Annotated in this window: 22 protein-coding genes and 1 tRNA gene; 6 read left to right on the top strand and 17 right to left on the bottom strand. The window is 64.4% G+C overall.

The genetic code is table 11. The features are described from left to right. Positions 1-287: 287 nt before the first annotated feature. Complete coding sequence (locus QX041_RS09830) at positions 288-941, top strand: NYN domain-containing protein (protein WP_315711390.1); 654 nt, start codon at positions 288-290, stop codon at positions 939-941. After that, positions 922-1,605, top strand: coding sequence for a uracil-DNA glycosylase (locus QX041_RS09825; RefSeq protein ID WP_315711389.1), 684 nt, complete (start codon positions 922-924; stop codon positions 1,603-1,605). The genes QX041_RS09830 and QX041_RS09825 overlap by 20 nt, the downstream gene beginning before the upstream one ends. Before the next feature lie 18 nt (positions 1,606-1,623). Here QX041_RS09825 and QX041_RS09820 read toward each other — a convergent pair whose 3' ends face one another. Genes QX041_RS09820 through dapA form a run of 4 tightly spaced genes read right to left on the bottom strand, consistent with a single transcriptional unit; the run spans position 1,624 to position 4,072 of the window. After that, positions 1,624-2,208 carry a peroxiredoxin gene (locus tag QX041_RS09820; RefSeq protein ID WP_316165150.1) on the bottom strand — a complete coding sequence of 195 codons (585 nt, stop codon included), beginning with the start codon at positions 2,206-2,208 and terminating at the stop codon, positions 1,624-1,626. A gap of 56 nt (positions 2,209-2,264) precedes the next feature. After that, positions 2,265-2,738 (bottom strand): SsrA-binding protein SmpB, encoded by a 474-nt coding sequence (smpB, locus tag QX041_RS09815; RefSeq protein ID WP_315711387.1) that lies wholly within the window; start codon positions 2,736-2,738, stop codon positions 2,265-2,267. After that, a complete protein-coding gene (gene mscL / locus QX041_RS09810; protein WP_315711385.1) occupies positions 2,738-3,154 on the bottom strand; it encodes a large conductance mechanosensitive channel protein MscL in 417 nt (138 codons plus the stop codon). Before mscL ends, smpB begins: the two co-directional genes overlap by 1 nt. A gap of 27 nt (positions 3,155-3,181) precedes the next feature. After that, positions 3,182-4,072 (bottom strand): 4-hydroxy-tetrahydrodipicolinate synthase, encoded by an 891-nt coding sequence (gene dapA, locus QX041_RS09805; RefSeq protein ID WP_315752947.1) that lies wholly within the window; start codon positions 4,070-4,072, stop codon positions 3,182-3,184. A 310-nt stretch (positions 4,073-4,382) separates the two neighbouring features. On the opposite strand from dapA, the gene QX041_RS09800 reads away from it, so the two are divergent. Then, on the top strand, positions 4,383-6,734 hold the full coding sequence (locus tag QX041_RS09800; RefSeq protein ID WP_316165149.1) for a lytic transglycosylase domain-containing protein: 2,352 nt from the start codon (positions 4,383-4,385) through the stop codon (positions 6,732-6,734). Positions 6,735-6,814: 80 nt separating this feature from the next. Here QX041_RS09800 and QX041_RS09795 read toward each other — a convergent pair whose 3' ends face one another. Both QX041_RS09795 and QX041_RS09790 read right to left on the bottom strand, forming a co-directional pair. Then, the gene (locus QX041_RS09795; RefSeq protein WP_315827232.1) at positions 6,815-8,344 is read right to left on the bottom strand and encodes a porin; all 1,530 of its coding nucleotides are present in this window, start codon (positions 8,342-8,344) and stop codon (positions 6,815-6,817) included. A 674-nt stretch (positions 8,345-9,018) separates the two neighbouring features. After that, complete coding sequence (locus tag QX041_RS09790; RefSeq protein ID WP_315752949.1) at positions 9,019-10,548, bottom strand: porin; 1,530 nt, start codon at positions 10,546-10,548, stop codon at positions 9,019-9,021. A 400-nt stretch (positions 10,549-10,948) separates the two neighbouring features. Here QX041_RS09790 and QX041_RS09785 point away from each other — a divergent pair, with 400 nt between their 5' ends. Next, positions 10,949-11,470 (top strand): MarR family winged helix-turn-helix transcriptional regulator, encoded by a 522-nt coding sequence (locus QX041_RS09785; RefSeq protein ID WP_316165147.1) that lies wholly within the window; start codon positions 10,949-10,951, stop codon positions 11,468-11,470. A 66-nt stretch (positions 11,471-11,536) separates the two neighbouring features. Here the strand turns inward: QX041_RS09785 and QX041_RS09780 are convergent, their stop codons facing one another. Continuing rightward, positions 11,537-12,631, bottom strand: a complete 1,095-nt coding sequence (locus tag QX041_RS09780; RefSeq protein ID WP_315752950.1) for a hypothetical protein — start codon at positions 12,629-12,631, stop codon at positions 11,537-11,539. 569 nt (positions 12,632-13,200) lie between these two features. After that, positions 13,201-14,730: a porin gene (locus QX041_RS09775; protein ID WP_316165146.1), complete on the bottom strand. Its 1,530-nt coding sequence runs from the start codon at positions 14,728-14,730 to the stop codon at positions 13,201-13,203. Positions 14,731-15,474: 744 nt separating this feature from the next. On the opposite strand from QX041_RS09775, the gene QX041_RS09770 reads away from it, so the two are divergent. Next, a tRNA-Ser gene (locus QX041_RS09770) sits at positions 15,475-15,568 on the top strand. A 129-nt stretch (positions 15,569-15,697) separates the two neighbouring features. Here the strand turns inward: QX041_RS09770 and QX041_RS09765 are convergent. The 9 genes from QX041_RS09765 to QX041_RS09725 form a co-directional block, all read right to left on the bottom strand. Beyond that, positions 15,698-16,051 (bottom strand): hypothetical protein, encoded by a 354-nt coding sequence (locus QX041_RS09765; protein WP_315752952.1) that lies wholly within the window; start codon positions 16,049-16,051, stop codon positions 15,698-15,700. Positions 16,052-16,246: 195 nt separating this feature from the next. Continuing rightward, positions 16,247-16,513, bottom strand: coding sequence for a hypothetical protein (locus QX041_RS09760; RefSeq protein WP_315711373.1), 267 nt, complete (start codon positions 16,511-16,513; stop codon positions 16,247-16,249). Between the two features lie 1,403 nt (positions 16,514-17,916). Continuing rightward, positions 17,917-19,371, bottom strand: a complete 1,455-nt coding sequence (gene gatB, locus QX041_RS09755; RefSeq protein ID WP_316165442.1) for an Asp-tRNA(Asn)/Glu-tRNA(Gln) amidotransferase subunit GatB — start codon at positions 19,369-19,371, stop codon at positions 17,917-17,919. A gap of 899 nt (positions 19,372-20,270) precedes the next feature. Then, complete coding sequence (locus tag QX041_RS09750) at positions 20,271-20,573, bottom strand: hypothetical protein (protein ID WP_316165144.1); 303 nt, start codon at positions 20,571-20,573, stop codon at positions 20,271-20,273. Further along, a complete protein-coding gene (gatA, locus tag QX041_RS09745) occupies positions 20,564-22,039 on the bottom strand; it encodes an Asp-tRNA(Asn)/Glu-tRNA(Gln) amidotransferase subunit GatA (RefSeq protein WP_316165141.1) in 1,476 nt (491 codons plus the stop codon). The genes QX041_RS09750 and gatA overlap by 10 nt, the downstream gene beginning before the upstream one ends. Then, positions 22,036-22,272 (bottom strand): hypothetical protein, encoded by a 237-nt coding sequence (locus tag QX041_RS09740; RefSeq protein WP_316165140.1) that lies wholly within the window; start codon positions 22,270-22,272, stop codon positions 22,036-22,038. The genes gatA and QX041_RS09740 overlap by 4 nt, the downstream gene beginning before the upstream one ends. Positions 22,273-22,336: 64 nt before the next feature. Beyond that, the gene (gatC, locus tag QX041_RS09735; protein WP_315711367.1) at positions 22,337-22,624 is read right to left on the bottom strand and encodes an Asp-tRNA(Asn)/Glu-tRNA(Gln) amidotransferase subunit GatC; all 288 of its coding nucleotides are present in this window, start codon (positions 22,622-22,624) and stop codon (positions 22,337-22,339) included. Between the two features lie 107 nt (positions 22,625-22,731). After that, positions 22,732-23,808 (bottom strand): nitronate monooxygenase, encoded by a 1,077-nt coding sequence (locus tag QX041_RS09730; protein ID WP_316165139.1) that lies wholly within the window; start codon positions 23,806-23,808, stop codon positions 22,732-22,734. A 9-nt stretch (positions 23,809-23,817) separates the two neighbouring features. Beyond that, a complete protein-coding gene (locus tag QX041_RS09725) occupies positions 23,818-24,804 on the bottom strand; it encodes a nitronate monooxygenase (protein WP_316165138.1) in 987 nt (328 codons plus the stop codon). A gap of 103 nt (positions 24,805-24,907) precedes the next feature. Between QX041_RS09725 and QX041_RS09720 the strand changes: the two genes are divergently transcribed. Further along, a complete protein-coding gene (locus tag QX041_RS09720; protein ID WP_315827239.1) occupies positions 24,908-25,798 on the top strand; it encodes a LysR family transcriptional regulator in 891 nt (296 codons plus the stop codon). Positions 25,799-25,834 lie beyond the last annotated feature (36 nt).

The raw sequence follows: 25,834 nt of genomic DNA, 5'->3' as shown, positions 1-25,834 counted from the left end.
GGCCGGCTTTCGCAAGGCAAAACTGGCGTCAGGGTTCGGTAAGGGGCAAGGAGTACCGAATTCGGCAACCTTGACTGGCGCTCCGTCCAGACCCGCGGAATTCGGGCCTTGGACAAGAAAACGCTTCATTACGTCGTCACAAGTGCGCCTTTGTTGCCCCGACCACTCCTGTTTGCGGTAACCTCACACCAGATGGACCGCCGACGCCTTGGCAGTATCTTGAAATGGAATGCGCGACCGACTGGAGTCGCGCCAAAAATAGAATCTAACTGAACGCGAGACACTGAATGTCATCTTCGACCAACAAGATTGCGCTCTTCATTGACGGCGCCAACCTATACGCCACGGCCAAGACGCTCGGCTTCGACATTGACTACAAGCGCCTGCTCAAGGAATTTCAGAGCCGCGGCACGCTGCTCCGCGCGTTCTATTACACCGCGATCATCGAGGATCAGGAGTACTCGTCGATTCGGCCCTTGATCGACTGGCTCGACTACAACGGCTATACGGTCGTCACCAAGGCGACGAAGGAATTCATCGACGCCAGCGGCCGGCGCAAGGTCAAGGGCAACATGGACATCGAGCTCGCCGTCGATGCCATGGAACTCGCCGAGCATATCGACCAGATGGTGCTGTTCTCGGGCGACGGCGACTTCCGTTCGCTGGTCGAAGCGATGCAGCGCCGCGGCGTTCGCGTCACCGTGATCTCGACCATCTCCAGCCAGCCGCCGATGATCGCCGACGAGTTGCGCCGCCAGGCCGACGTCTTCACCGACCTCATGGAGTTGCAGTCCAAGCTCGGCCGCGACCCGTCGGAGCGCCCCGCCCCGCGCGAGCCGCGCCACCATTCCCCGCAATTCCTGCAGCGCTCGACCACGGCGCCCGCCCGCGCCACGACCACCACCACCACCACGCCCAACGATGACGATTTCGAGGACTAGGCGGACGGGCACTCAGCCTGCGCCGCCTGCCCCGTCTTCGACCAATCCCGATCGAGACTGTCCGCTGTGCCCTCGCCTCGTTGAGTTCCGCGAGGCGCAGCGCGCGCGTGAGCCGTCATGGTTCAACGCCCCGGTGCCGTCGTTCGGCGATCCCGACGCGCGCCTCCTGATCGTCGGCCTCGCGCCAGGGCTGCAGGGTGCGAATCGCACCGGGCGCCCGTTCACCGGCGACTATGCCGGGGAGCTGCTCTACGGGACGCTGCTGCACTACGGATTTGCAAAAGGCCGCTTCGAAGCCCGCCCCGACGACGGGCTGACGCTGGTGGACTGCCGAATCAGCAACGCGGTGCGCTGCGTGCCGCCGCAGAACAAGCCGCTGCCGGCCGAGATCAACCAATGCCGGAGCTTCCTCGGCGCCACCATCGCCGCGATGCCTCGGCTGCGCAGCATCGTCGCGCTCGGCCGCATCTCCCACGACACGCTGCTGAAGCTGCTGGGCTTGCGCGCGGTCGCGGCGCCGTTCGCCCATGGCGCCGTGCACCAGGCCGGCGGGATCCGGCTGTACGACAGCTATCACTGCTCACGCTACAATACGAACACCGGCGTGCTCACGACCGAGATGTTCCACGCCGTGTTCGCGCGCGTGAAGGCGGATCTGGATTAGTTCGGCCCGCCCTTATCCTCACGCGGCAGATGCGCGGTTGTCCTTCAGCCACGCCAGCACGTCGTCCGCGTTCCTGTCCGGTGGAAACACCGGATAGAACACGTGGGTGATCCGGGCGTCGTCCACGATCATGGCAAGCCGCTTGATCATGGTCAGCCCGGCGATCTCCATCGTCGGCAACCGCAGGGCATTGGTCAGCTCGAGCTTTTCGTCCGACAGCACCGGAAACGGCAGGTGCAGGCGTGAGGCCATCTCGGTCTGATAGGCATTGCTCTGCGTCGACAGGCCGAACACATGCGCGGCGCCGGCCGATTTCAACTCGCCGAACAGGTCGCGGAAGCTGCAGGTCTGCGGCGTGCAGCCGCGCGCACCCGGGATCATGTCCCAGTCCTCGACCAGCGACACCTTGCCGGGTTCGCCGGTCCGCGGATAGGCGAACACGACGGTCCGTCCTGGCAGGTCGGACAACGTGACCAGCGTGTCGTCGGTCGCACGCAGTCCGATCGCGGGAATGATCGTCCCGACCAGATGATCGGCTGCGCCGTCGTCGGTCGGAGCCGGAATCCGGCTCCAGTCGACGTCCAAGAGGTTCTTCTGATTCATCGGATGCTTTCCCAAGGCTCAGGCGTGCCGCCGAGGAGCGCGCGGCAAAGGTCTCGTTAGCCGCGCGCCCGCAGCAGCCGGCCCTTCTCGCGGCCCCAATCGCGCTTCTTCTCGCTCTCGCGCTTGTCGTGCAGCTTCTTGCCCTTGGCGACGGCGAGCAGCAGCTTGGCGCGGCCCCGCTCGTTGAAATAGAGCTTCAGCGGGATCAGCGTCATGCCTTCGCGCTCGACGGCGCCCATCAGCTTGTTGATCTGCTTGCGATGTAGCAGCAGCTTGCGAGGCCGCTTCGGCTCGTGATTGAAGCGATTGGCCTGCAGATATTCCGGAATGTTGGCGTTGATCAGCCAGATCTCGCCGTTGCGCGAATCCGCATAGGATTCCGCGATCGTCGACTTGCCGCCGCGGACCGACTTCACCTCGGTGCCGGTCAGCGCGATGCCGGCCTCGATGGTGTCCTCGATCGCGTAGTTGAACCGCGCCTTGCGATTCTCGGCGGCGACCGTGATCTTGGGTTCGTTCTTTTCAGCCATCAGGACTTTTTCAGGAGATCACGGATCTCGGTCAACAGCTCGACCTCGGCCGAGGGCTTCGCCGGCGCCGCGGGGGCTGCCGCTTCGTTCCGCTTCAACCTGTTTATCACACGGATGATCATGAACAGCACGAAAGCGATGATGAAGAAGTTCAGGGTCAAGGTCAGGAACTGTCCATAGGCCAGCACGGCACCCTGCTTCTTCGCGTCCGCAAGGTTGCTCGCATTGACCGTCTTGGACAGCGGGATGAAGTAGTTCGAGAAATCGAGGCCGCCGGTGATGGCGCCGATGATCGGCATGATGACATCGGCGACGAGCGAGGTGACGATGGCGCCGAAGGCCGCGCCGATGATGACGCCGACGGCGAGGTCGACGACGTTGCCCTTCATCGCGAATTCACGGAATTCCTTCAACATGCTCGCGTCCCCCTCAGATACGTCGGCTCAGTTGATCAGTCCGGCATGAACCATCGCCTCGCGCACCGCGACCCGGGTCGGCTCCGAGACCGGCACCATCGGCAGCCGCAGCTTCTCCTCGATCTTGCCGAGCAGCGACAGCGCGTATTTCACCGGGGCCGGGTTGGACTCGATGAACAGATTGGTGTGCAGCGGCATCAGCTTGTCGTGGATCTTCAGCGCCGTTGCGACATCGCCCTTCTGCCAGGCCTGGTGGAATTCCGAGCACAGCCGCGGCGCGACATTCGACGTCACCGAGATGCAGCCATGGCCGCCATGCGCCATGTAGCCGATGATCGTCGCATCCTCGCCCGAGAGCTGGTTGAACTCCTCGCCCATCGCGGCGCGCTGCTGCGACACCCGCACCATGCTCGCGGTGGCATCCTTCACGCCGGCGATGTTCTTCAGCTCGAACAGGCGCTTCATGGTGTCGACGGACATGTCGATCACCGAGCGCGGCGGAATATTGTAGATGATGATCGGAATGCCGATCGCGTCGTTGATCGCCTTGAAGTGCTGATACAGGCCTTCCTGCGTCGGCTTGTTGTAATAGGGCGTCACCACCAGCACCGCGTCCGCCCCCGCCTTCTCGGCGTGCTGGGCGAGTTCGACCGCCTCCTTGGTCGAATTGGAGCCGGCGCCGGCGACGACGGGCACGCGTCCCCGGGCCTCGGCGATGCACCACTCGACCACCCGCTTGTGCTCGTCATGACTGAGCGTCGGGCTCTCGCCCGTCGTGCCGACCGGCACGAGGCCGTTGGTGCCCTCGTCGATCTGCCAGTTCACAAGGCTGCGAAAAGCGGCCTCGTCCACGGACCCGTTCTTGAAAGGAGTGACCAAGGCGGTGAAAGAACCCCGGAAATTCGTCTTGGCTGCCATGAAACTCCCTCCCAAACGCCGTTTGGCCCCTGTGCGAGCCACTTCATACCGGGTCTACCGACGGGGCGGAAGGCCCGCCCGCGGCTGGGCTGCCTTCTCAACAGGCACACGAATCGCGCGAATCGCTTTGCCGAGGCCCGCGATCACCCTTCGCTGAAGCCCCACGGCCCGCACGCCGCCCTTCGGTCGTGATTTCGCCGCGGTGTTGGCGCAGGTTGCAGTCCTTCCCGGTATATTTAGGATTTGTTCACCTTTTCGATAGACCCATGTTGGTCAGGGGATCGAAGTCATCCGCCGCAAAAGGAACGCCGTGCCCTTTTCTGCCCGCGCCACTGCATTGCGATCGACCGCCCTGTCGGTGTCACTCTCGGTGTCCTTGGCCGCCGGCCTGACACTCGGATGGGCTCTCGCCGGACATGGCGCTCTCGCCAAGGACCAGGCCGCTGGGTCCAAGGTTTCGGGATCCAAGGCTCCCGCGACCAAGGTTCCCGTGCCGAAGGCGCGTCCAATCGCGCGCAGCGTGGTCCCGAAGACGAACACCCACGAGGCCGCCGGGACCAAGAGCGAGGTCGACGCGCGGGCCGAAGCGAAGGCCGAGGTCAAGAACAGCCCCAAGGGCGCCGGCGAGACGCCGCGCGCGGCCCCGAGGGACATCACCCCCAGCGCGGCGGCTGCAAGCCTGCCGGCCCGCCAGCATGCCGCCCTGCCCGCCTCCCGTAAGCTCGTGGTGCCGGCTGCGATCGCCGTGACGTCCTCGACCTCGCAGTCCGACAAGGACGCGCTCGAAAACGTGATCGAGCTCGTCCGCAAGCGCAAGCCCAGCGATGCCACCGAGGTCGTGCAGGCGATCTCGGATCCCGTGGCGCGCAAGCTCGCGGAGTGGGTGATCCTGCGCAGCGACAACAACAATGCCAGCGTGGAGCGCTACCGCGCGTTCATCGCCGCCAACCCGTCCTGGCCGTCACAGACCTTCCTGCGGCGCCGGCTCGAGGCCGCGTTGTGGGACGACAAGCGCGACGATGCCGTGGTGTGGTCCTGGTTCGAGAACGAATCGCCGCTGTCGGCCAAGGGCAAGTTCGCGCTGGCCCGGGTGATGCTCAATCGCGGCGACCGCGCCAATGCCGAGCGCCTGGTGCGCGATGCCTGGCGCAACGACGCGATGTCCGAGGAGACCGAGAACAACATCCTGGACCAGTACGGTGCCCTGCTGTCCGGCGGCGATCACAAGGCGCGGATGGACACGCTGCTGTATGGCAGCGAGCACGAGGCCGCCATGCGCGCTGCCCGGCGGCTTGGCTCGGGCCACGTGGCGCTGGCAAAAGCGCGAATCGCGGCCTACCGCAAAGCCTCCAACAGCCAGAGCCTGCTCGATGCCGTGCCGCGCGAACTCCACGGCGATGCAGGCTACATCTTCAGCCGCATCCAACTGCTGCGGCGCGATGAAAAATTCGCCGAGGCGGCGCAGCTGATGCTGAACGCGCCCAAGGATCCCGGCCGCCTGCACAATCTGGACGAATGGTGGATCGAGCGCCGGCTGCTGGCGCGCAAGATGATCGACACCGGCGAATATCGCAACGCCTACCTGATCGCGCGCGACGCGGCGCTGCCGAACCGCGACATCTACAAGACCGAGCAGGAATTCACCGCGGGCTGGATCGCGCTGCGTTTCCTCAACGATCCGGCCACCGCGGCCCAGCACTTTGCACGGATTGGCGTCGGCAGCGTCAATCCGACCACCCTGGCGCGGGCCGGCTATTGGCAGGGCCGCGCGGCAGAAGCGATGGGGCGCATGCAGGAGGCGCGCGCGGCCTATACGTCGGCCGCCGAGCAGTCCACGAGCTACTACGGACAGTTGGCGCGCGCGAAGCTCGGCCTGCCGCAGCTCGGCCTCAATGCCGCGCCGAGCGGCCGCGGACGCGGCGTCGAACGGCTCGAGGTGGTGCGCGCGGTGCAACTGCTCTACGAGCTCGACGAGGGCGAGGTCGCGATCCCGATCTTTGCCGACATGGGCGACAACGGCGACCCCGACGTGCTGGTCGGAATCGCGGAAATCGCCGCGCGAAACAGCGATGCGCGAGCGATGCTGCTGGTTGGCAAGGCCGCGCTCAATCGCGGACTGCCGTTCGATCATTACGCCTATCCGGTCACGGGCATCCCCGCGTTCCGGGCGCTCGGGCCGGAGGTCGAGCAGAGCGTGATCTTCTCGATCGCGCGCCAGGAGAGCGCCTTCAACCAGGCCGTGGTCTCGCCGGCTCAGGCCTACGGGCTCATGCAGGTCACGCCGGATGCGGGTCGCTACGTCTGCAAGCGCGCCGGCGTCAGCTTCGATCTGAACCGGATGAAGACCGACCCGGTCTACAACGCGCAGCTCGGCGCGGCTGAGCTTGGCGGCCTGCTCGAGGACTATCGCGGCTCGTACATCATGACGTTCGCGGCCTACAATGCCGGCCGCGGCAGCGTACGGAAATGGGTCGAGCGGTATGGCGACCCACGCGATCCGAAGGTGGACGCGGTGGATTGGGTCGAGCTGATTCCGTTCGCGGAGACCCGCAACTATGTGCAGCGGGTGATGGAGAACCTGCAGGTCTATCGCGCCCGCTTCGGCGGCGGCTCGCGGCTGCAGATCGAGGCCGATCTGCGCCGCGGCGCTGTGGTGGAGTAGCGAGTAGCGAGTAGCGAAGCCTGGGCTCCGCTCCGTCGTCAACTGCTGTTCGTTACTCCCTATTCGCCATTCGCCCGCACTTACCAGTTGCGCTGGGCACGCACCAGCAGCGAGACCGAGTCCTGGTCCTTCAACTGGTAGGTCGTGGCCGGCTTGGCGACCGCCGCGACCGCCGGTGCGTTCGCCACGCCGGTGAACTTCTGGTCCAGCCGGGTCCAAGCGACGTCCGCAGAGAAGGTCAGATTCTTGACCGGCGTCCAGCGCGTGATCACACCCACCGTCGAGATGTTGAAGTCGGGGTTGCAATTCGCAGGCGTGATTCCGAGAGCGACCATGCCCGCACCGTTGCAGATCAGTCCCTTCGCGGTGTTGTTGTATCTGACGCCGCTCCAGGAGCCGTAGACCGCCGTGTTCCAGAACGGATCCCAGTTGTGGGTAAAGGCACCCCGGAAGCCGTAGGTGGTGGTCAGCTGCTGCTGGGTATTCGCCCCAAACACCGAATCCGACACGCCGGCGAAGCCCAGGCTCTGGAAAGCGCCGGCCATGTTGCTGCCGCCGTACATCGCATAGTTGATCGGCGCGAGGCTCTGGAAGTTGTAGCGGCTGGCACCGTTGGTGTAGACGCCCTGCAGATTGATGGTGTCGCCGGCGCCGGTCGGGATGTTCTTGATCGACAGGGCGAGCTGACCGGCATAGCCCCATTTGTCGGCGGGATGCCCGGTCGTCTCGCTGGCACCGAAGAAGGCGGCGTGATTGTCGTGTGCCGCGAAGGACGCCTGGAACAGGCCCCAGGCCTGATCGACGCGCACCATGCCGACGATGTCGGGCGCGACGTTGCCGCCGAAATTCGACGTGCCATAGCTGCCGGTGAGCACGCCGGCGGCCGTCTGTCCCGCCGTATTCCAGATCTGCGACTGCGAATACTGCGTCGCATCCTGGGCCGAGATCGCGGCCGTGATGCCCGAACCGAAGTCCGCGGTGTAGGTGAACTGGTTGACGCCGGTGATGGTGCCGCCGCCTCCGGTCAGACCGTCGAAATTGTTGCCGGGGTAGTTGGCCCAGGGCGCGTCGAACTGCGACACGGCCTTACCCATGGTGAAGCCGGCGAACTGGATGAAGGCATAGAAGACGCCGATCCCGCCTTGTGCGATGTTGCCGTCAGCCTGCGCTCCAGGCGCGCCCGCCGTCGAATAGGCAGTTGCGCCCGTGGCGGAGCCGGTCCCGGCATAGCTGCCCCCGGTCCACTGGAAGACACCGTCGAAGAAGGTGCGCACGACGCCATATTCGGTCGCGGTGCGGGTGTCGATGTTGAGGTCGGCGCGCGAACGCGTCGTGTAGTAGTTGCTGAGACGATTTCGCCCGCCGGCGACGCCGTTCACGGCATTCTGGAAGATCGTATTCGTGCCGAAGCCGGCCTCGACCCGCAGATAGCCGCCGAGCTTGATGCAGGTGTCGGTGCCCGGAATGTAGAAAAATCCGGCGCCGTACATCGAGCAGACCCTGACATACTCGACCGCTTTGGCCTTGATCGGAAGGTCGGCGGCCTGAGCCCCACCCATGGCGAGCAACGCCGCCCCTGAGCCCAAAACAAGGCTCCTCACAGTCTTCATACTAACCTCCAAATTGCTCAGTTCAGACCGGCCCGGCTCGACATCGAACGACCGCCCCAACGGTCAGCCCGTCTCCAGCTGCACCACAGTGCCCGCGCATAGCGTTGCAGTGGGAACGATCGCGAGGCAGAGTTGGTGCTTTATCGGACCATTCTCGTGACCGGCCGGATCACGCATGTGGCACGGCCGCGGCACGGCGCGCGGTCGCCGGATCTCCAAGAGTAATGTGTCGGGGAAGACTTTCGCCGCCGAATGCGTGTCGCGGTCGTGGCGGGAATGCAGCAGGACGGACGTCGAGAACCGCGGCGAGCGCGAGGCTCAAACTCTCTGGCCCCGTCATCCCGGCGATCGTGGCACGGGCCCTCGCCCGCCCGAGATCACGCAGGCCAAGCTTGGCTCAAACGCGCGGTCGAACCGAGCGAACCCGCTGACCGCCTCTCACGGATGTTTGAGCCGCATGGCCACGAGGCGGTCGCGAAATTCCATCCAGATCGTATTGCGTCGCGTGGCCGCGCGGTGTGGTTCTCGGGCGGGTCTGCAGCATGTTTGTCAGCGACAAAGCGGCACGGTGAGGAATGCGGGTCTCGGTGCTGGAGCACGCGCTGGCGAGGCAAAGAAAAACCCCCGGCAGTTGCCTGCCGGGGGTTGGTCAAACCGTCGTGAGACGGTCTGGATCAGAAGTTGCGCTGAGCGCGGAGCAGCAGGACAGCCGACTGCTGATCCTTCAGCTCATACACCGCAGCCGGCTTGGCGACAGCGGCGGCAGCCGGGGCCGTGACCGAACCCGAGTGCTTCTGGTCGAGCCACGAGTAGGCGAAGTCGGCCGAGAAGGTCAGGTTCTTGACCGGGGTCCAGCGCGTGATCAGGCCGATGGTGGCCAGATCGAAGTCCGGATTACAGGTCGAACCCGCGTTGAAGGTCGCAACCACGCCGGGGCTGGTGCAGATCAGGCCCTTGGCCGTGCCGTTGTAGCGGACGGCAGCCCAAGACCCGTAGATCGCAGTGTTCCAGGCCGGGTTCCAGTTGTGGGTGTACGCACCGCGCACACCGTAGGTCGTGGTCAGCTGCTGCTCGCCACCCGTGGTGAACACCGAGTCGCCCACGCCGGCAATGCCGAGGCTCTGGTAGGCACCAGCCAGACCCGTGCTGCCGTACATCGCGTAGCTGTTCGGCATCAGGCTCTGGATGTTGTAGCGGCTCGCACCGTTGGTGTAGACGCCCTGCACGTTGATCGTGTCGCCAGGTCCGGTCGGGATGTTCTTGATCGACAGGGCCAGCTGAGCCGCCCAGCCCCACTTGTCGGCCGGGTGGCCGGAGGTCTCGGACGCGCCGTAGTAAGCGACATGGTTGTCATGCGCCGCGAACGACGCCTGGAACAGACCCCAGGCCTGGTCGACACGGACCATACCGACGAAGTCCGGAGAGACGTTGCCGCCGTAGTTGCTGGTGCCGTAAGCACCACCGATCACGCCAGCCGCCGTCGAACCCGCCACGTTCCAGAGGTTGTTCTGGTAGTAGGCGGTCGCATCCTGAGCCGAAACGGTGGCCGTGATGCCGGAGCCGAAGTCAGCGGTGTAGCTGAACTGATTGACGCCAGTGACCGTGCCGCCGCCGCCGGCGAGACCGTCGAAGTTGTTGCCCGGATAGTTCACCCAGGGCGTGTCGAACTGCGACACGGCCTTACCCATGGTGAAGCCGGCGAACTGGATGAAGGCATAGTACACGCCGACCGAACCCTGCGCGATATTGCCGTCAGCCTGTGCGCCCGGCGCGCCAGCCGTCGAGTAAGCGGTCGCACCGGTGGCCGAACCCGTGCCGGCATAGCCGCCGGAGGTCCAGCTGAAGGTCAGGTCAGCGAAGGTACGGACCACGCCGTACTCGGTCGCCGTGCGCGTGTCGATGTTGATGTCCTGACGAGCGCGGGCCGTGTAGTAGTTGCTCAGGCGGTTATGCGCACCACCCTGGCCGCTGAACGTGCCGTTGAAGTCGCTGTTCGTGGCGATCGCCGTTTCAGCGCGGAGATAGCCGCCCAGCTTGATGCAGGTGTCGGTGCCGGGGATGTAGTAGAAGCCCGCACCATACAGGGAGCAAACCTTCACATACTCGACCGCTTTGGCCTTGATCGGAAGGTCGGCCGCCTGAGCCGCGGACATGGCGAGCAGAACTGCCGCCGAGCCGAGGACAAGGCTCTTAACCGTCTTCATTTAAACCTCCAAGTTGCTCTTTTGAGAAAGAACCGGACCAAGATCCCCCAGGACGATCCGCTTCCTCTGCTCCCGAAAAACCGCTTCAGCCGCTTCGCGCCATCGGACACACCCGCATCACGCGAGGGACTTAAGCGAACCACCTGTCACGGGACGATCGAGTAACCCCCCACCGTCATCAGGAACTATGCCTTCGCTCATTCGGTAAGCAAAATAGTTTATGCAGTCAGGTAATTGAATGAAGCCGAAATGTGTCTTGGGGGCAACACAATGGCAGCTTGTTGTGCAGCGCACGGGGGACGGCCGATGTCCTCCTAGATAAGTGATTTTGTTGCGGATTTTTTTTCTTTAGGGTCGAGCTTCGTACTGGAACTCCTGAGCAATGGCGCCCTTGAAGAACATGTCTGCCGCACCTGTGGAAGCGGACGCGCAACCGAAGACTGTCGAACATCTGCCGAAGAATCGCGACGCCATTCTTCGCTTCGCCCGGGAGATCTCCACGATCAACGTCCATCTGGAGGAGCTGAGGTACTTCTGGGCCAAGAGAATCGGCATCAGTGGCCCGCAATGGATGATCCTGATGGCGATCTCCGAGCTGGATCAAGGCGAGGGAGTCGCCGTGAATGCGGCGGCCAAGCGGCTGCACGTCGACCCTTCGTTCGTCACGACGCAGTCGAAGCTGCTCGAGAAGAAGGGCTTCATGGAACGCAAGCCCGCCCCCAACGATGCGCGCGTGGTCCGGATGTCGCTCACCACCAAGACATCGGAGCAGTTCGCCGAGCTGGAAGCTCAGCAGGCGCAGATCTTCAGCTTCATCTTCGAGGAATTCGACGCTCGCGAGCTGGCGACCTTCACGGACAAGCTGGCTGGCCTCAAGGACCGTTTCGAGAAGGCCAGCGCGCGACTCACGATGGGACTCTGAGCCCCCCCGAGGCGGTCACGGCCCGACCGCCTCTTACGGGGGAGCTGGAACAGACATGCGGTCGCGTCAGCCTGGAGGCCGCTGAGACCCCGCCAGACGCTTGGCGATCCAGTCGAAGACGAAGGCATCGGCCTCGAGCCAATCGGCGCCCGCGCTGGAGACGATCTTCAGAGTGATGTCCGGGTGCTCGCGCTTGATCTGCGCGATCAGCCGGGTTGCGATGTCGGCCCGCAGCCAGCCACGCTCCGGCACCGTCACCAGCAGCGGACACATGATCTGCCGGGCCGCCAGCCCATCGCTGGCGATCGACAGCCTGCCCCGCTCGCCCGCACCGGGTCGGCGCGACAGGAAGACGCGCTCGTGAATATCCCACAAGCCGGCGTCGCAGACCGCTGCAGCATAGCGCGGATCGAGTGCGATGCCGCGCGCGACGAAGGACGAGCTCCAGTCATCCGCCAGGATCGCGATCCGGCCTTCGTCCACGTCGTCACGGGACGTCGCGTAGTCCATCACGCTTGCGATGGCTGATTCGAGATCGCGACGGCCGACGATCTCCTCGAAGCGGCAGTCCGGTCCGCTGCCCAGCAGATCGACCACCAGCAGCGCCAGGCCGCGCTGCTCCGCATGGCCTGCAAGCTTGAACAGGGAGGTTTCCTTGCGACGGCCGGGCTCACCGATGCAGATGACGGTGGGCGCCCTGCCTGCCTCGCAACGCGCCGGCAGGAAATAGGCTTCGAGCGGGTAGTCGGCGCGCCAGTGAATTGTGACGACCTCTCCTTGCGGATCGGCACCGCGCAGGAATTCGCGCGCACATTCGCGCATGCGGGACAGCACGACGGCCTGGCGGGAGCGTGAGCTGCTGAACGGACAGGCCGCAGCCTCATAACAATCGATCGCGCGCGACCATTTGCGAAACGCCAGCTCGGGACGGCCGCTGCTCACGGCGTCGGCGGCGGCAGCCTTCATCGCATCCGCGCATTGCATCCACTCGCGGTACCACGACTCGTCGTCGCTGGCCTCGATCCGCTGCGCAACCGCCAGACATTCCGCAAGCTCGGCCCGGCCCTCGGGCCGCGCTTCCAGCAGCCGCGTGATGGCGCCCGCCAGATCGTCTTGGTCGGACCACGGACGCAGCACTCCCACAGAGCCTTCCGAACTCATCTTTGGACTCATTCCTCGCTGGCGTGACGGTGTGGCCCCGTCATCTAGCGGTCATGGTGACCATCCGGCATTTCCCGGTCAAGCCGATGCGCAACGATTTTTGGAGAGACGATCGATGTTTGCGCTGACGGCACGGCCTGCGGAGATCACGCCGAGGCTCTGCAATCGAGACGCAACGTCAGATGCTGGGCGGCGAGGAGATCCCGACATGAAGAAGCCTCCGGCGGGGCATCGCCAGAGGCTTCCTGGGGTCTAACATCGTATGATCGTCGTCTTGCGTAGGTGGTGAATGATTACTCAGGCATGACAAAATTAGCTTATCAACTCATCTGTTTTCAACACCATTTTTAAAAAAATACCAGCATGCAGCCAAACTACTGAAACGAATGCGATTTTCGAGCCACAGGCAATCGGATCCCTTGCTCAATTGCCTCGATCCGCCGATTTGGCATCGATCGCTGCTTGAGCGAACCAGACCCGGTGCCGCGCCGGAATGAGCGCCCGCACACAAGCAAAAACCCCCGGCAGTTTCCTGCCGGGGGCTCTTGAACCCGATCAGACGATCAGGATCAGAAGTTGCGCTGAGCGCGGAGCAGCAAGGACACCGAGTTCTGGTCCTTGAGCTGATAGACCGCAGCCGGCTTGGAGGTCGTGGTCGTGGCCGGAGAAACGATGTTGCCCGAGTACTTCTGGTCCAGGTTGGTCCAGGCCACGTCGGCCGAGAAGGTCAGGTTCTTGACCGGGGTCCAACGGGTGATCAAGCCGAGCGAGGAGATGTTGAAGTCGGGGTTGCAGGTGAAGCCTGCGCCCGCGATCGTACCCATCGCCGCGCTGCCGCAGATCAGGCCCTTGGCAGTGTTGTTGTAGCTCACGGCAGCCCACGAACCGTAGATCGCCGAGTTCCAGGTCGGGCTCCAGTTGTGGGTGTAGGCGCCACGGAAGCCGTAGGTCGTGGTCAGCTGCTGCTCACCGCCGGTCACGAAGACCGAATCGCTGACGCCAGCGAAGCCGAGCGTGCCGTAGACACCAGCCGTGCTGCTGCCGCCGTACATCGCGTAGGTGGTCGGCACCAGGCTCTGAGCGTTGTAGCGGCTCGCACCGTTGGTGTAGACGCCCTGGATGTTGATGGTGTCGCCGGGGCCGGTCGGGATGTTCTTGATCGACAAGGCCAGCTGAGCAGCCCAGCCCCACTTGTCAGCCGGGTGACCCGTGAGCTCGGTGGCGCCGTAGTAGCCGGTGTGGTTGTCATGCGCCGCGAACGACGCCTGGAACAGACCCCAAGCCTGGTCGACACGGACCATGCCGACGATGTCCGGAGACACGTTGCCACCGAAGTTGTTGGTGCCATACGAGCCGCCGATGATGCCGGCCGCGGTGATACCCGACACGTTCCACATGTTGGTGGTGTAGTACTGGCTCGCGTCCTGCGCCGAGATCGCCGCAGTGATGCCCGAACCGAAGTCGGCGGTGTAGGTGAACTGGTTGACACCGGTCACGGTGCCGCCGCCGCCCCACAGGCCGTCGAAGTTGTTGCCCGGGTAGTTGGTCCAGGGCGCGTCGAACTGCGACACGGCCTTACCCATCGTGAAGCCAGCGAACTGGATGAAGGCGTAGTACACGCCGATGCCGCCCTGGGCGATATTGCCGTCGGCCTGAGCGCCAGGAGCGCCAGCCGTCGAGTAGGCGGTCGCGCCGGTCGCGGAGCCCGAGCCAGCGTAGGTGCCGCTGGTCCAGGTGAACGTCAGGTCAGCAAAGGTGCGGACCACGCCGTACTCGGTCGCGGTGCGCGTGTCGATGTTGAGGTCCTGACGAGCGCGGCTGTAGTAGTAGTTGCTGTTACGGTTCATGCCGCCGGCAACGCCGTTGACGGCGTTGTTGTACTGGCCGTTGCTGGCGAACGACGTTTCAGCACGCAGGTAGCCGCCCAGCTTGATGCAGGTGTCGGTGCCGGGGATGTAGTAGAAGCCAGCGCCGTAAAGCGAGCAGACCTTCACATATTCGACCGCCTTGGCCTTGATCGGAAGGTCAGCTGCCTGAGCCCCAGACATGGCGACGAGAGCGGCCGCCGAGCCCAGGACAAGGCTCTTGATCGTGTTCATAATGTTAAACCTCCAAGTTGCTCAGTCAGGGAAGGTTCCGCCTCCGCTGGGTGAGAGACACCCTTGGGGTTGGACCCGTTATCCCTCTTCGACCCGTCGCTCAGCCGCTTCGCGCTATCGGACACACCCGCATGAACGCGAGGGACTTGAGCGAACGACCTAAACGGGACGACGTTGGGATGCCCCCCTTCGTCGTGCGAGCAGAATTACCGAAGGCCTTTGCACACGCAACAAAGGAACCATCATTGCGGCGCTCGAGCGGCGCCTTTTCGGACCGGTGTTGCACAAAAGGCACGGAACCGTGGTTCTGCGGGAACACCTAAGTGGCTGTTTATGTTGTCGTTTTGTGACAACGCAATTTGGGGTGCTCAAGGCCGCGAGCACTCGCCCGCCAGGAACCCGCCCCAAGTCAGGCGTCTGGGACCACGAATCCAGCCCACGCGCTGAACGAGAATCGGGCTGGAGGACGATGCCGTCTGCGCCCCTGCCACCGGCCGCCTTTGCAGACGACCCTCTATATTAGGGGTCCTCCGTGTCAGGGACCATCGAGAGGGCCGGCGCCGCCCGTCGACTTCCATGCCGTGCCGCGGCCGATCAACGGCAGGCTCAGCTCGCATCGATGGCCGAAGGTGAAGAGCACCGTCCACACCAGTCCAGCGAAGCCGCGGCCCTGTGAGGATTTCGAAACCGCATGCAATCTGCCGCTTGCGGCTCAGCGCGGCGTCGGGCATACCGACCCTCGCCGGAGACGTGGCCGAGTGGCTGAAGGCGGCGGTTTGCTAAACCGTTATAGGGTTGTAAAGCCCTATCGAGGGTTCGAATCCCTCCGTCTCCGCCAGCCGTCCCTGCGCGGCCAACAGCCCCCTCCCCCTGACCATCCGCCTCAACGCCGAGCCGTTCACGCACCTGCCGGATCGCAACGGAGCGTGACCGTCGTGATCACGGCTGCCGCTCAATCACGCGCGGTTCAATCGAACAAGCCACGGCTGATGTTGATCACGAAGGCGGCGGGCACGCCAATGATGGTGCCGACGAACCCATAGCCGAGCGCAGCCCACCATGACGCTGCGCCTCCTGCTCCCATCACGGCACCATAGATGGCGCCGAGACCCGCACAGAGGGCGGTCACCACGACGAGGCGGCGGTCATTATGAGCCTCGACCCGCAGACGCTTCAACTCGCGCCGGCTCTGCACCGCAGGCCCGGCCGGCTCGGTCGATCCACAATGCGGGCACGCCACTGCGCTGAAGGAGACACCGCTGCCGCAGTCATGGCAGTCGATCAGCTCTTGCCGCCGCGCCTGTCGCCGTGCCTGGCCCATGCCGTCAATCCCGCTTGTCTGCGTCACGCCGAACGACAGATAGGAGATTTATGGGCGCGCGACGAGGCCCGCTTCCGACGAGAATGAGCGATCGGGCGCGGGTCATCCAGCGCCCCGGTTCGCGGCCGGCAACTCTGGCGCGTGCGGCATACCTCGCGCCGAAAGCGAGAGCCGCCAAGCCGCGGCTTAGCTCGCTCAGTGCGCGGTCATCCAGGCGCGCGCCTCGCGCTGCGCGGTCGCGATCTCGGCGTCCGACATCTGCTCGGCGACCTCGCGGCGCATTGCCACGGCGTCGACGCGCCCCCTGAGGGCGGCGAGATTGAACCATTTGTGCGCGGCGATCAGATCGACCATACCGTCGCGACCGCTCGCATAGAGCATGCCGAGCTCGAACAGCACATCGCCGCTGGCGCCCTGCTCCGCGGTGGTCACGTCATCAAAATTGAGTTGTCCCTGAAACATCGTCGCTCTCCTTCGCTCGAGGAGGCGGCCGGTCACCCGAGCACGCCCCCGTCCAACTGTTCAACGCCTGGTTATCCCCATGCCGTCTCGCGGCTTATGCGCGAAGGATGACCGATCAAGTTTGAAAGGCAGTTTAAACATCGTGCTGAACGAGCCCTGAACGCGGAGCCCCGCATTTTCCCGGGCCGGCTTCAATGCATTGATTCGAAATGGATTCTTCAACTCGGCAAAGAGCGGTTTACCGTTCTGTTTGGCAAACTCATAACCATCCGCGAAAGCGCCTCACCGCGCTGGCGCGGAGCGCACCACGCCGTTGGTCAACAGCCGCACCGGGACTGGACACGTCTCGACAGCACGTGCGGGGGATTGCGCAGCGCGGTACGAGCACGGCTGCGCCGAGCTGCTGATGATGATGATGATGCCGTTCGTCTATGGGAAGGTTGGAGGCACACAGTCGCCAAAGGCGCGGTGCTCAAGGATCGAGGGCGTCGGCGAACACGTCAGGATCAGATCCCACTCTGGCTGATAGCCGCTCGTGAGATTGCAGACCGGAAACGCGATCTGCACCGAACGAAGAAATCCTGTTTCTTCTGCCGGACCGTACCGCGAGCGAAGCCGCCCTCGAGTTCGATCCGACCGTTGACCTGATGTCTCGCCGACACCCTCTATCGTCTGTTGGAGCTTCAGGAGATCCGCCCGGCTCTCGAGGAGCTATGCCGACCTGCGTTCCAACGACGTGCCGGCATCAGTTGCCGGACTCATCTCGCAGAGGACTGCGAGAGTTACTTCTTCTTGGCGACCTTCTTGGTCTTCTTGGCAGTCTTCTTCGCCGCGGTCTTCGCGACCTTCTTCACTGCCTTCTTCGCCTTCTTCGCTTTCTTGGCCATGTTGCCCTCCGATGTGAGATGGCTTAGTCGATGCGTGCACTCGGGAATCGAGCTGCACTCCTCATCGATACACCAACGAGTGAAAAAAAACAGCTTCCGGCTTAAGGAAGTGTTGACAGGCGCGCGCGTGTGCGGCTGACGAAACGCGCGAAGCAGCGCGTCGATCGATCGAGAAAATACAAACGTCTCCCCGCGCAAGGCCGCGATCGCAACTAATCGAGATTGCGCAAAAAGCCTGTGCTGCAAGTATTTTTCTGAACGGCTGAGCGGCACGTCGCACGCGACGACGCCGGCGTGTCGGCGTGCAGACTCGCATGGTGAGAGCAACGCGCGGACTCTGAGTCGTAAATTTTGGCAATGAAAAAATTTTCATTGCACACGCCCTCGTGTGCGTTCGAACGCTCGGCAATGGTGGCTTTTTTGCGAATCGCGTGCGGCGATTCGCCGGACCGCGACGCCAAGACAAACGGCGCGCACCATGTGCGCGCCGCTGGAACGAAGACGGGCGATCGTCGTTCAGATGCCGAGCTTGCTTTTCAGGAGATCGTTGACCGCCTGCGGGTTGGCCTTACCGCCCGACGACTTCATCACCTGACCGACGAACCAGCCGGCGAGCTGCGGCTTGGCCTTCGCCTGCGCAACCTTGTCCGGATTGGCGGCGATGATCTCGTCGACCACCTTCTCGATGGCGCCGAGGTCGGTGACCTGCTTCATGCCGCGGCTCTCGACCAGCTCGCGGGGGTCGCCGCCCTCGCTCCAGACGATCTCGAACAGATCCTTGGCGATCTTGCCGGAGATGGTGCCTTCGCCGATCAGCGCGACGATCGCCGCGAGCTGGGAAGCCGACACCGGGGAGGACGCGATGTCGCGGCCCTCCTTGTTGAGCCGGCCGAACAGCTCGTTGATCACCCAGTTGGCGGCGAGCTTGCCGTCGCGCGCCCGGTCGGACAGCGCCTCCAGCACGCTCTCATAGAACGCCGCGCTCTCGCGCTCGGCCACCAGCACGGAAGCGTCATAGGGCGACAGGCCGACATCGGCGATGAAGCGCGCCTTCTTCTGGTCCGGCAGCTCCGGCAATGCCGCCTTCAGCTCGTCGACGAAAGCCTGGTCGAACTCCAGCGGCAGCAGGTCCGGGTCCGGGAAGTAACGGTAATCGTGCGCCTCCTCCTTGGAGCGCATCGAGCGCGTCTCGCCCTTGTCGGGATCGAAGCGGCGGGTTTCCTGCTCGATCACGCCGCCGTCCTCGATGATCTCGATCTGGCGGCGCGCCTCGGCCTCGACCGCCTGGCCGATGAAATTGATCGAGTTGATGTTCTTGATCTCGCAGCGGGTGCCGAGCGGGCCGCCCGGCTTGCGCACGGAGACGTTGACGTCGGCGCGCAGGCTTCCCTTCTCCATGTCGCCGTCGCAGGTGCCGAGATAGCGCATGATCGACCGCAGCTTGGTGACGTAGGCCTTGGCCTGCTCGGCATCGCGGATATCCGGCTTGGAGACGATCTCCATCAGCGCCACGCCACAGCGGTTGAAGTCGATATAGGACAGCGACGGCGACTGGTCGTGCAGCATCTTCCCGGGATCCTGCTCGATGTGCAGGCGCTCGATGCCGATCGTGGCGGTCTTGCCGCCGTCGAGCTCGACCGTGACCTCGCCCTCGCCCACGATCGGGTCCTTGTACTGGCTGATCTGGTAGCCCTGCGGCAGGTCGGGATAGAAATAGTTCTTGCGGTCGAACACCGAGCGCAGGTTGATCTTGGCATTGAGCCCGAGCCCGGTGCGCACGGCCTGGCGCACGCACTCCTCGTTGATGACCGGCAGCATGCCCGGCATCGCCACGTCGACCAGCGAGACGTGGCTGTTGGGATCGCCGCCGAACGCGGTCGAGGCGCCCGAGAACAGCTTCGACTTCGAGGTGACCTGGGCGTGGATCTCCATGCCGATCACGACCTCCCAGTCGCCGGTGGCGCCCTTCATCAGCTTGCCTTGGTTAGAGCGCCCCAGCGGTAACGGGAGGTTCTCCAACAAGACAACCCTGAGCCTAATCGGACACTGCCGATCCCTCAGCTCGATCGGTATTTCTTGAATCGTAAGCCCTCTGGGCGCTAACTCTTCCAAAACAACGGACGCCAACAGATCCTCTGCAAGAGTCAGCATATTGTCTAGGTAGATGTCCATATCCGTTAGGATGCTACTATCCGGCTTACCCGCGCGCGTCCAGGTAGGCGGAATATAGCGTCCGACTTGATCGGCCGATCGAATATTCTCAATCTTCAGGGTTCCAGACTTTTCTCCGGGATGCTCGATGGCATTCCTCTTGCGAACAAGTTCGGAAGTCCAACTCTCTTCGGATCGAATGAGCTTCGTCAGACGATGCTCATCGCCAAACTTGAGGCAAGCCCATTTGGAGAGCTTGCTCTCTCCTTTTTCCTGCAGGTCAGCAAAGGCGCTGGCCTCGTTGAGCTTGCAGTCATAGAGAATTTCAAAAAACTTCAGCAAGTCCCGAAGATAGTCTTTGGCGTCGTATAAGAAGCCTTCGACGAACTTCTGGAGCCCAATAATGTGAGGAACTTCGCGGGCTTGCCGACTTTGCTTATCGCCTAACCTTTCAAGGCTTTCGTTCATTTTCTCGGCTAGAGAGTCGCGAACCTTGTGGCACTCAATGAGCCGCTGGGTAAGCGTGATCGCGTAGACGTGCGAGAGCTCAAGCTTCTTCTCTTTAGAGATGCTGAGCCAATTCGTGAGTTCGCTGGTTTGGGGCCCAAGCCGTGCCACAACCGGGTGACTTACGCCTACATCCAGAATTTGCCGTACTTCGAATGTCATGTGCGTTTCCCTAGCACCAACAGAACAGCTTTTGCCCCAATCGACATAGGCTATTCTCTGTATTCAAGTAGCGCGGAGACGATCCGCTCAAATTCGATATCCAATGCATCCTTGGCGACGGGCTGCCCGGCCTGCCGATACCAGTAGGCGGCATTGCCGAGATCGCCTTCGACGCGATGCAGATGCGCGTGCGCCCAGGCCGCGTCGCGGCCGGTCTCGTCCTGGATGATCTTGTGCGCCCGGTCCCAGTCGCCCTTCGCCAGCCACCACAGGCCGGTGAGCACCGGCGTCAGGCCGGCCGCGGGCGCGTCGCCCGCGAGACTCGTCTTGAACTCGGCGACGCTTACCACCACCGGACCGGCGTGAAGCGTCCCGCCGCCTGCTCGATGACCTCGCCGAGCGAGAACAGCGTCTCCTCGTCGAACGGACGGCCGATCAGCTGCAGCCCGAGCGGCAGCCCCTGACTGTCCTTGCCGGCGGGCACGGCGATGCCAGGCAGGCCCGCCATGTTCACCGTCACCGTGAAGATGTCGTTGAGATACATCTCGACCGGATCGGCGCCGCCCTTCTCGCCGATGCCGAACGCGGCCGACGGCGTCGCCGGCGTCAGGATCGCGTTCACGCCCCTCGCAAAGCAGTCCTCGAAGTCCTTCTTGATGAGGGTGCGGACCTTCTGCGCCCGGATGTAATAGGCGTCGTAATAGCCGGCCGACAGCACATAGGTGCCGATCATGACGCGGCGGCGCACCTCGGGCCCGAAACCATCGGCCCGGGTGTTTTCGTAGAGCTCGCCAATGGACTTGCCGGGCACGCGCAGGCCGTAGCGGACGCCGTCGTAGCGGGCGAGGTTGGAGGACGCCTCCGCCGGCGCCACGATGTAATAGGCCGGCAGCGCGTATTTGGTGTGCGGCAGCGACACCTCGACGGTTTCTGCACCGGCGGCTTCCAGCCACTTGCGCCCCTCACTCCAGAGCTTCTCGATTTCGGCCGGCATGCCGTCGAGCCGATACTCCTTGGGAATGCCGATCTTCATGCCCTTCACGGACTTCCCGATCGCGGCCTCGTAGTCCGGCACGGGGATGTCGACCGAGGTCGTGTCCTTCGGGTCGTGGCCGGCCATCGAGCGCAGCAGGATCGCCGCATCGCGGGTCGAGCGCGCGATCGGCCCGGCCTGGTCGAGCGAGGAAGCGAAGGCGACGATGCCCCAGCGCGAGCAGCGGCCATAGGTCGGCTTGATGCCGACGGTCGCGGTGAACGCCGCCGGCTGGCGGATCGAGCCGCCGGTATCGGTTGCGGTCGCGCCCATGCAGAGCAGCGCCGCCACCGCCGACGCCGAGCCGCCGGACGAACCGCCCGGCACCAGCGTGGTGTTGGAGCCCTCGCGGCGCCAGGGGTTGCCGACCGGGCCGAAGTACGAGGTCTCGTTCGACGAGCCCATCGCGAACTCGTCATTGTTGAGCTTGCCGAGCATCACCGCGCCATCGCGCCAAAGCTGCGAGGTCACTGTCGACTCGTAGGTCGGCACGAAATTACCGAGGATCTTCGAACAGGCCGTGGTGCGAACGTCCTTGGTCGCGAACAGGTCCTTGATCCCGAGCGGAATGCCGGCCAGCGGTCCGCCCTCGCCTCGATTGATCTTGGCGTCGGCGTCGCGCGCCATCGCGCGCGCCTGGTCCGGCGTCTCCATCACGAAGGCATTGAGCGCCCGCGCCTCCTCGATCGCCTTGAGATGGGCGTCGGTCAGCTCGAGCGACGTGAAGGTCTTGCTCGCGAGACCCTTGCGGGCCTCCGCGAGCGTCAGCGAAGTCAAATCGGTCATTTGTTGATCGGGCTGCAGAAGAAAGGAGAAAGTGTCTTGTCGTCGGCCGGGTCGTCCGCGAAGAACTTGTTCTTCGCAGGGGAGGCTTTCTTGGTATTGGCGGCCGCTTCGAGCTGGTCGAGGATCTCGTTGACGGCCTTGTCCGGATCGGCGGCCTTGCCCTTCCGCTCCATGGCGTCGAGATAGTCCATATAGGCCTTGTAGGCCGCTTCATCGTCGCAGAGCAGGCACATGGCGTTGGCTCGCTTGTCGGTTTGAAGGAGCGGATCACGCGCGATAAGCGCGGACCTGCCCTGGCTATTCCACGACCTTCGGCACGAGAAAGAAGTTGTTCTCGGTCATGGGCGCGTTCTTGACGATGTCGTCGGCGATCTCGCCGTCAGTGACGACGTCCTGGCGCTTCTTCATCGCCATCGGTGTCACCGAGGTCATCGGCTCGACGCCCTCGACATTGACCTCCGACAGTTGCTCGACGAAGTTAAGCATCGCATTGAGCTCGCCCTGCAGATGCGGGACCTCGGCGTCAGTGACAGCGATCCGCGCCAATTGCGCGATCCGGCGGACGGTGGCGGCATCGACCGACATTATATAGGGCCTCACGGGACAAGGTGAACCCGCCCTATAGCAGAGCCCGCTTTCGCGCCGCAACCGGCAGCCTCCGGACTTTCTGGGGCAGCGCCCTGCCCGCAGCGTCAGCCCGCCATCCGCCGCAAGCGCGCCTGGGCCTGTTCGGCCAGTGTCCGCGTCAATTCGGCGGCCGGTAGCGCGCGCCCGAGCGGCAGCGCCTGCCCGGCCCAGAGATTGGTGAAATCGACCCTTCCCTGCTTCTCCGCGGCGGCCTTGAGCGGACCGAGCGCGGTGGCGGCATGCGGAAACGCCGGCGCATCCGGCGAGATCGGCCCGACCTCGCGCATCACCCGGTTGGCGACGCCGCGGGCGAGCCGGCCGGTCATCACGTTGGTGATGACGGTGGATTCGCCATCGGCGGCGGCAAGCGCGGCGCGGGCCATCGCGCTGACCTTGGACTCGGGGCAGCGCAGAAACGCGCTGCCGATCTGCACACCGGATGCACCGAGCGCAAACGCTGCGGCGATGCCGCGCGCATCGGCGATGCCGCCGGCTGCAATCACCGGCAGCTTCACCGCATCGACGATCTGCGGCACCAGCGCAAACGTGCCGACCTGCTCGGCGAGCTTGTCGGTCAGGAACATGCCGCGATGGCCGCCGGCCTCCGCGCCTTGCGCGATGATGACGTCGGCGCCGTTCCGCTCCAGCCACACCGCCTCGCGCACCACGGTTGCGGACGCCATCACGACCGCGCCGGTCGCCTTCACGCGCGCGAGCAGGCCCGGCTCAGGCAGGCCAAAATGGAAGCTGATGATGTCCGGCTTAAGCTCCTCGACGACCGCGCACATCGCCGCGTCGAACGGCGCGCGGTTGGCGGCCGCAACCGGAGCCGCCGGATCCACGCCATACTCCTGGTAATAGGCGCCGAGCCTCTGCTTCCATGCGGCCTCACGTGCCGCATCGGCCTCGACCGGCGTGTGGCAGAAGAAGTTCACGTTGATCGGCGCCGACACGCGCTGGCGGATGATGTTGACCTGCTCGCGCGCCTTGTCTGCGGAGAGCATGGCACAGGGAAGCGAGCCGAGCCCCCCGCCTTGCGCCACCGCGATGACGAGATCGGCATCCATCACGCCGGCCATCGGCGCGAGCACGATCGGGTGCTCGGTCTTGACGAGATCCAGGAAGCGGCGGTCGGGCCACATGGGCTGCTCCTATTGCTTGGCGAAGACGGCGGACGAGTTGCGCCGCCCTTGCAGGATCTGCTCGGCCTCATCGACGATGCGCGCGACGATCTCGGCGGCCGGCGGGATATCATGGATCAGGCCGACCGCCTCGCCGGCAATGACGGCGGCGATGTCGAAATTGCCTTCGGTCCGTGCCTTCACATAGTCCGCCGACACGTTCTCGACCTGCTGCAGCAGATCGACCTCGCGCCCCATCCAGCGGCGCGCATGATCGTTGACCAGACAGCGGCCGGTGAACGGCGCCGGCCAGACATTGTTGCGCGACAGATCAAAGATGATGCCGCGCACGGTCTCGCCGGATTTTGCCGCGCAGATCCGCCGCTTGGCCTCGTCGGCGCCGGCAGCCTCCCGGCTGGCATAGAAGCGCGTGCCGAGCAGCACGCCCTCCGCCCCCAGCATCAGCATCGCCGCAAGGCCGCGGCCATCGGCAAGACCGCCGGCCGCCGCCACCGGCACTCGCCCCGCGGCGAGGTCGACGATCGCCGGCACGATATCGAGCGTGGTCCGCGAGGCGCCATGACCACCCGCCTCGGTTCCTTGTGCAACCAGGATGTCGGCACCCGCCGCGATCGCCTGCTCTGCCATCGCTTCGTCCTGCACCTGGCAGATCAGCAACGCACCGGCCCGCTTGATTGCCGGCGCGAACCGCGCGGGATCGCCGAATGACAGCATGATCGCCGCGGGCCTGGCGGCGAGCGCCACGTCGAGCAGATCGGGCTGCTTCGCCAGCGACCAGGTGATGAAGCCGATGCCGAACGGCGCAGGCAGGCCTTCAAGCCGTGCGGTCTCTTGCGCGAGCCAGGTTCGATTGCCATAGCCGCCACCGAGAATACCGAATCCCCCGGCGTCGCTGACCGCGCGCACGAGGCGCGCATCGGCAATCAGATCCATCGGCGCCAGCAGGATCGGCTGGCTGATGCCGAGCTTCTCCGTCAACGCCGTCCGCAGTGCCATGAAAGTCTCCTCAACTCTGGACGGCGACTTTAGGCGCGGCTAGCATTCTCTCAAAATGAATACTTGAGAACTCTGCCATCGCAGATTCAAAACGGAGATCGGCGTGGAACTGAGCGACCTCGAAACCTTTGCAGCCGTGGCGCGCAGCGGCGGCATCACCCGCGCTGCTGAGGCCCTCAACACGGTGCAGTCCAACGTGACCCAGCGGATCAAGGCGCTGGAAGGCGAGATCGGCACCGCACTGTTCGAGCGGCACAGCCGCGGCATGACCCTGACCCATGCCGGGCTGCGACTTCTGCCTTACGCCGACCGGATGGCGGCGCTGTCGCGCGAAGCGCTGCTCGCCGCGCGCGATGACGGCGAGCCGAGAGGACCGCTGACGATCGGCTCGATGGAGACGACCGCCGCCGTGCGCCTGCCGACGCTGCTCGCGGATTTTCATCGGCGCTTCCCGGCTGTCGCCCTCGGTCTGCGCACGGCGCCAACTGCCGAGCTCGTGGCCGCCGTACTCGACGGGACGCTCGAGGGCGCTTTCGTGGCCGGCCCGATCGAACATCCCGAGCTCTCGGGTATCATCGCCTTCGAGGAAGAGCTGGTGCTGGTGACGGCCCGGCGCTTTGAAAGCCTGTCAGCCTTGCGTGCGGCCACGGCTGCCTCCGGCCCGACGGCGCTGGTGTTCAGGGCCGGCTGCACCTACCGGCAGCGGCTGGAGCAGGTCTTCAACGATTTCGGCTGGCCCGCGGCCGCGCGCATCGAGCTCGGTACGCTCGACGGCATGATCGGCTGCGTCGCCGCTGGCATGGGCGTCGCGCTGCTGCCACGCGCTGTGGTGACGCGAAACGAGATGATCGGCAGCGTCAGCCTGCACACGCTCGATCCAAGTCATGGACGCGTCGAAACCCTGTTCATCCACCGCCGCGCGGCGCATCGCAGCAGCGGCCTCTCGGCCTTCATGGCCGGACTCGCCGGCCGGGACCACGACATCGCAGCCTGACGCGATTCATTCAAAGATTGTGCTGAGCATCGCCAG

Origin of the sequence: Bradyrhizobium sp. SZCCHNRI2009, assembly GCF_032485115.1 — a bacterium.
Taxonomy (GTDB): domain Bacteria; phylum Pseudomonadota; class Alphaproteobacteria; order Rhizobiales; family Xanthobacteraceae; genus Bradyrhizobium.
Note: the sequence above shows the minus strand (reverse complement) of the source record. Positions and strands in the feature narration are given on the sequence as shown.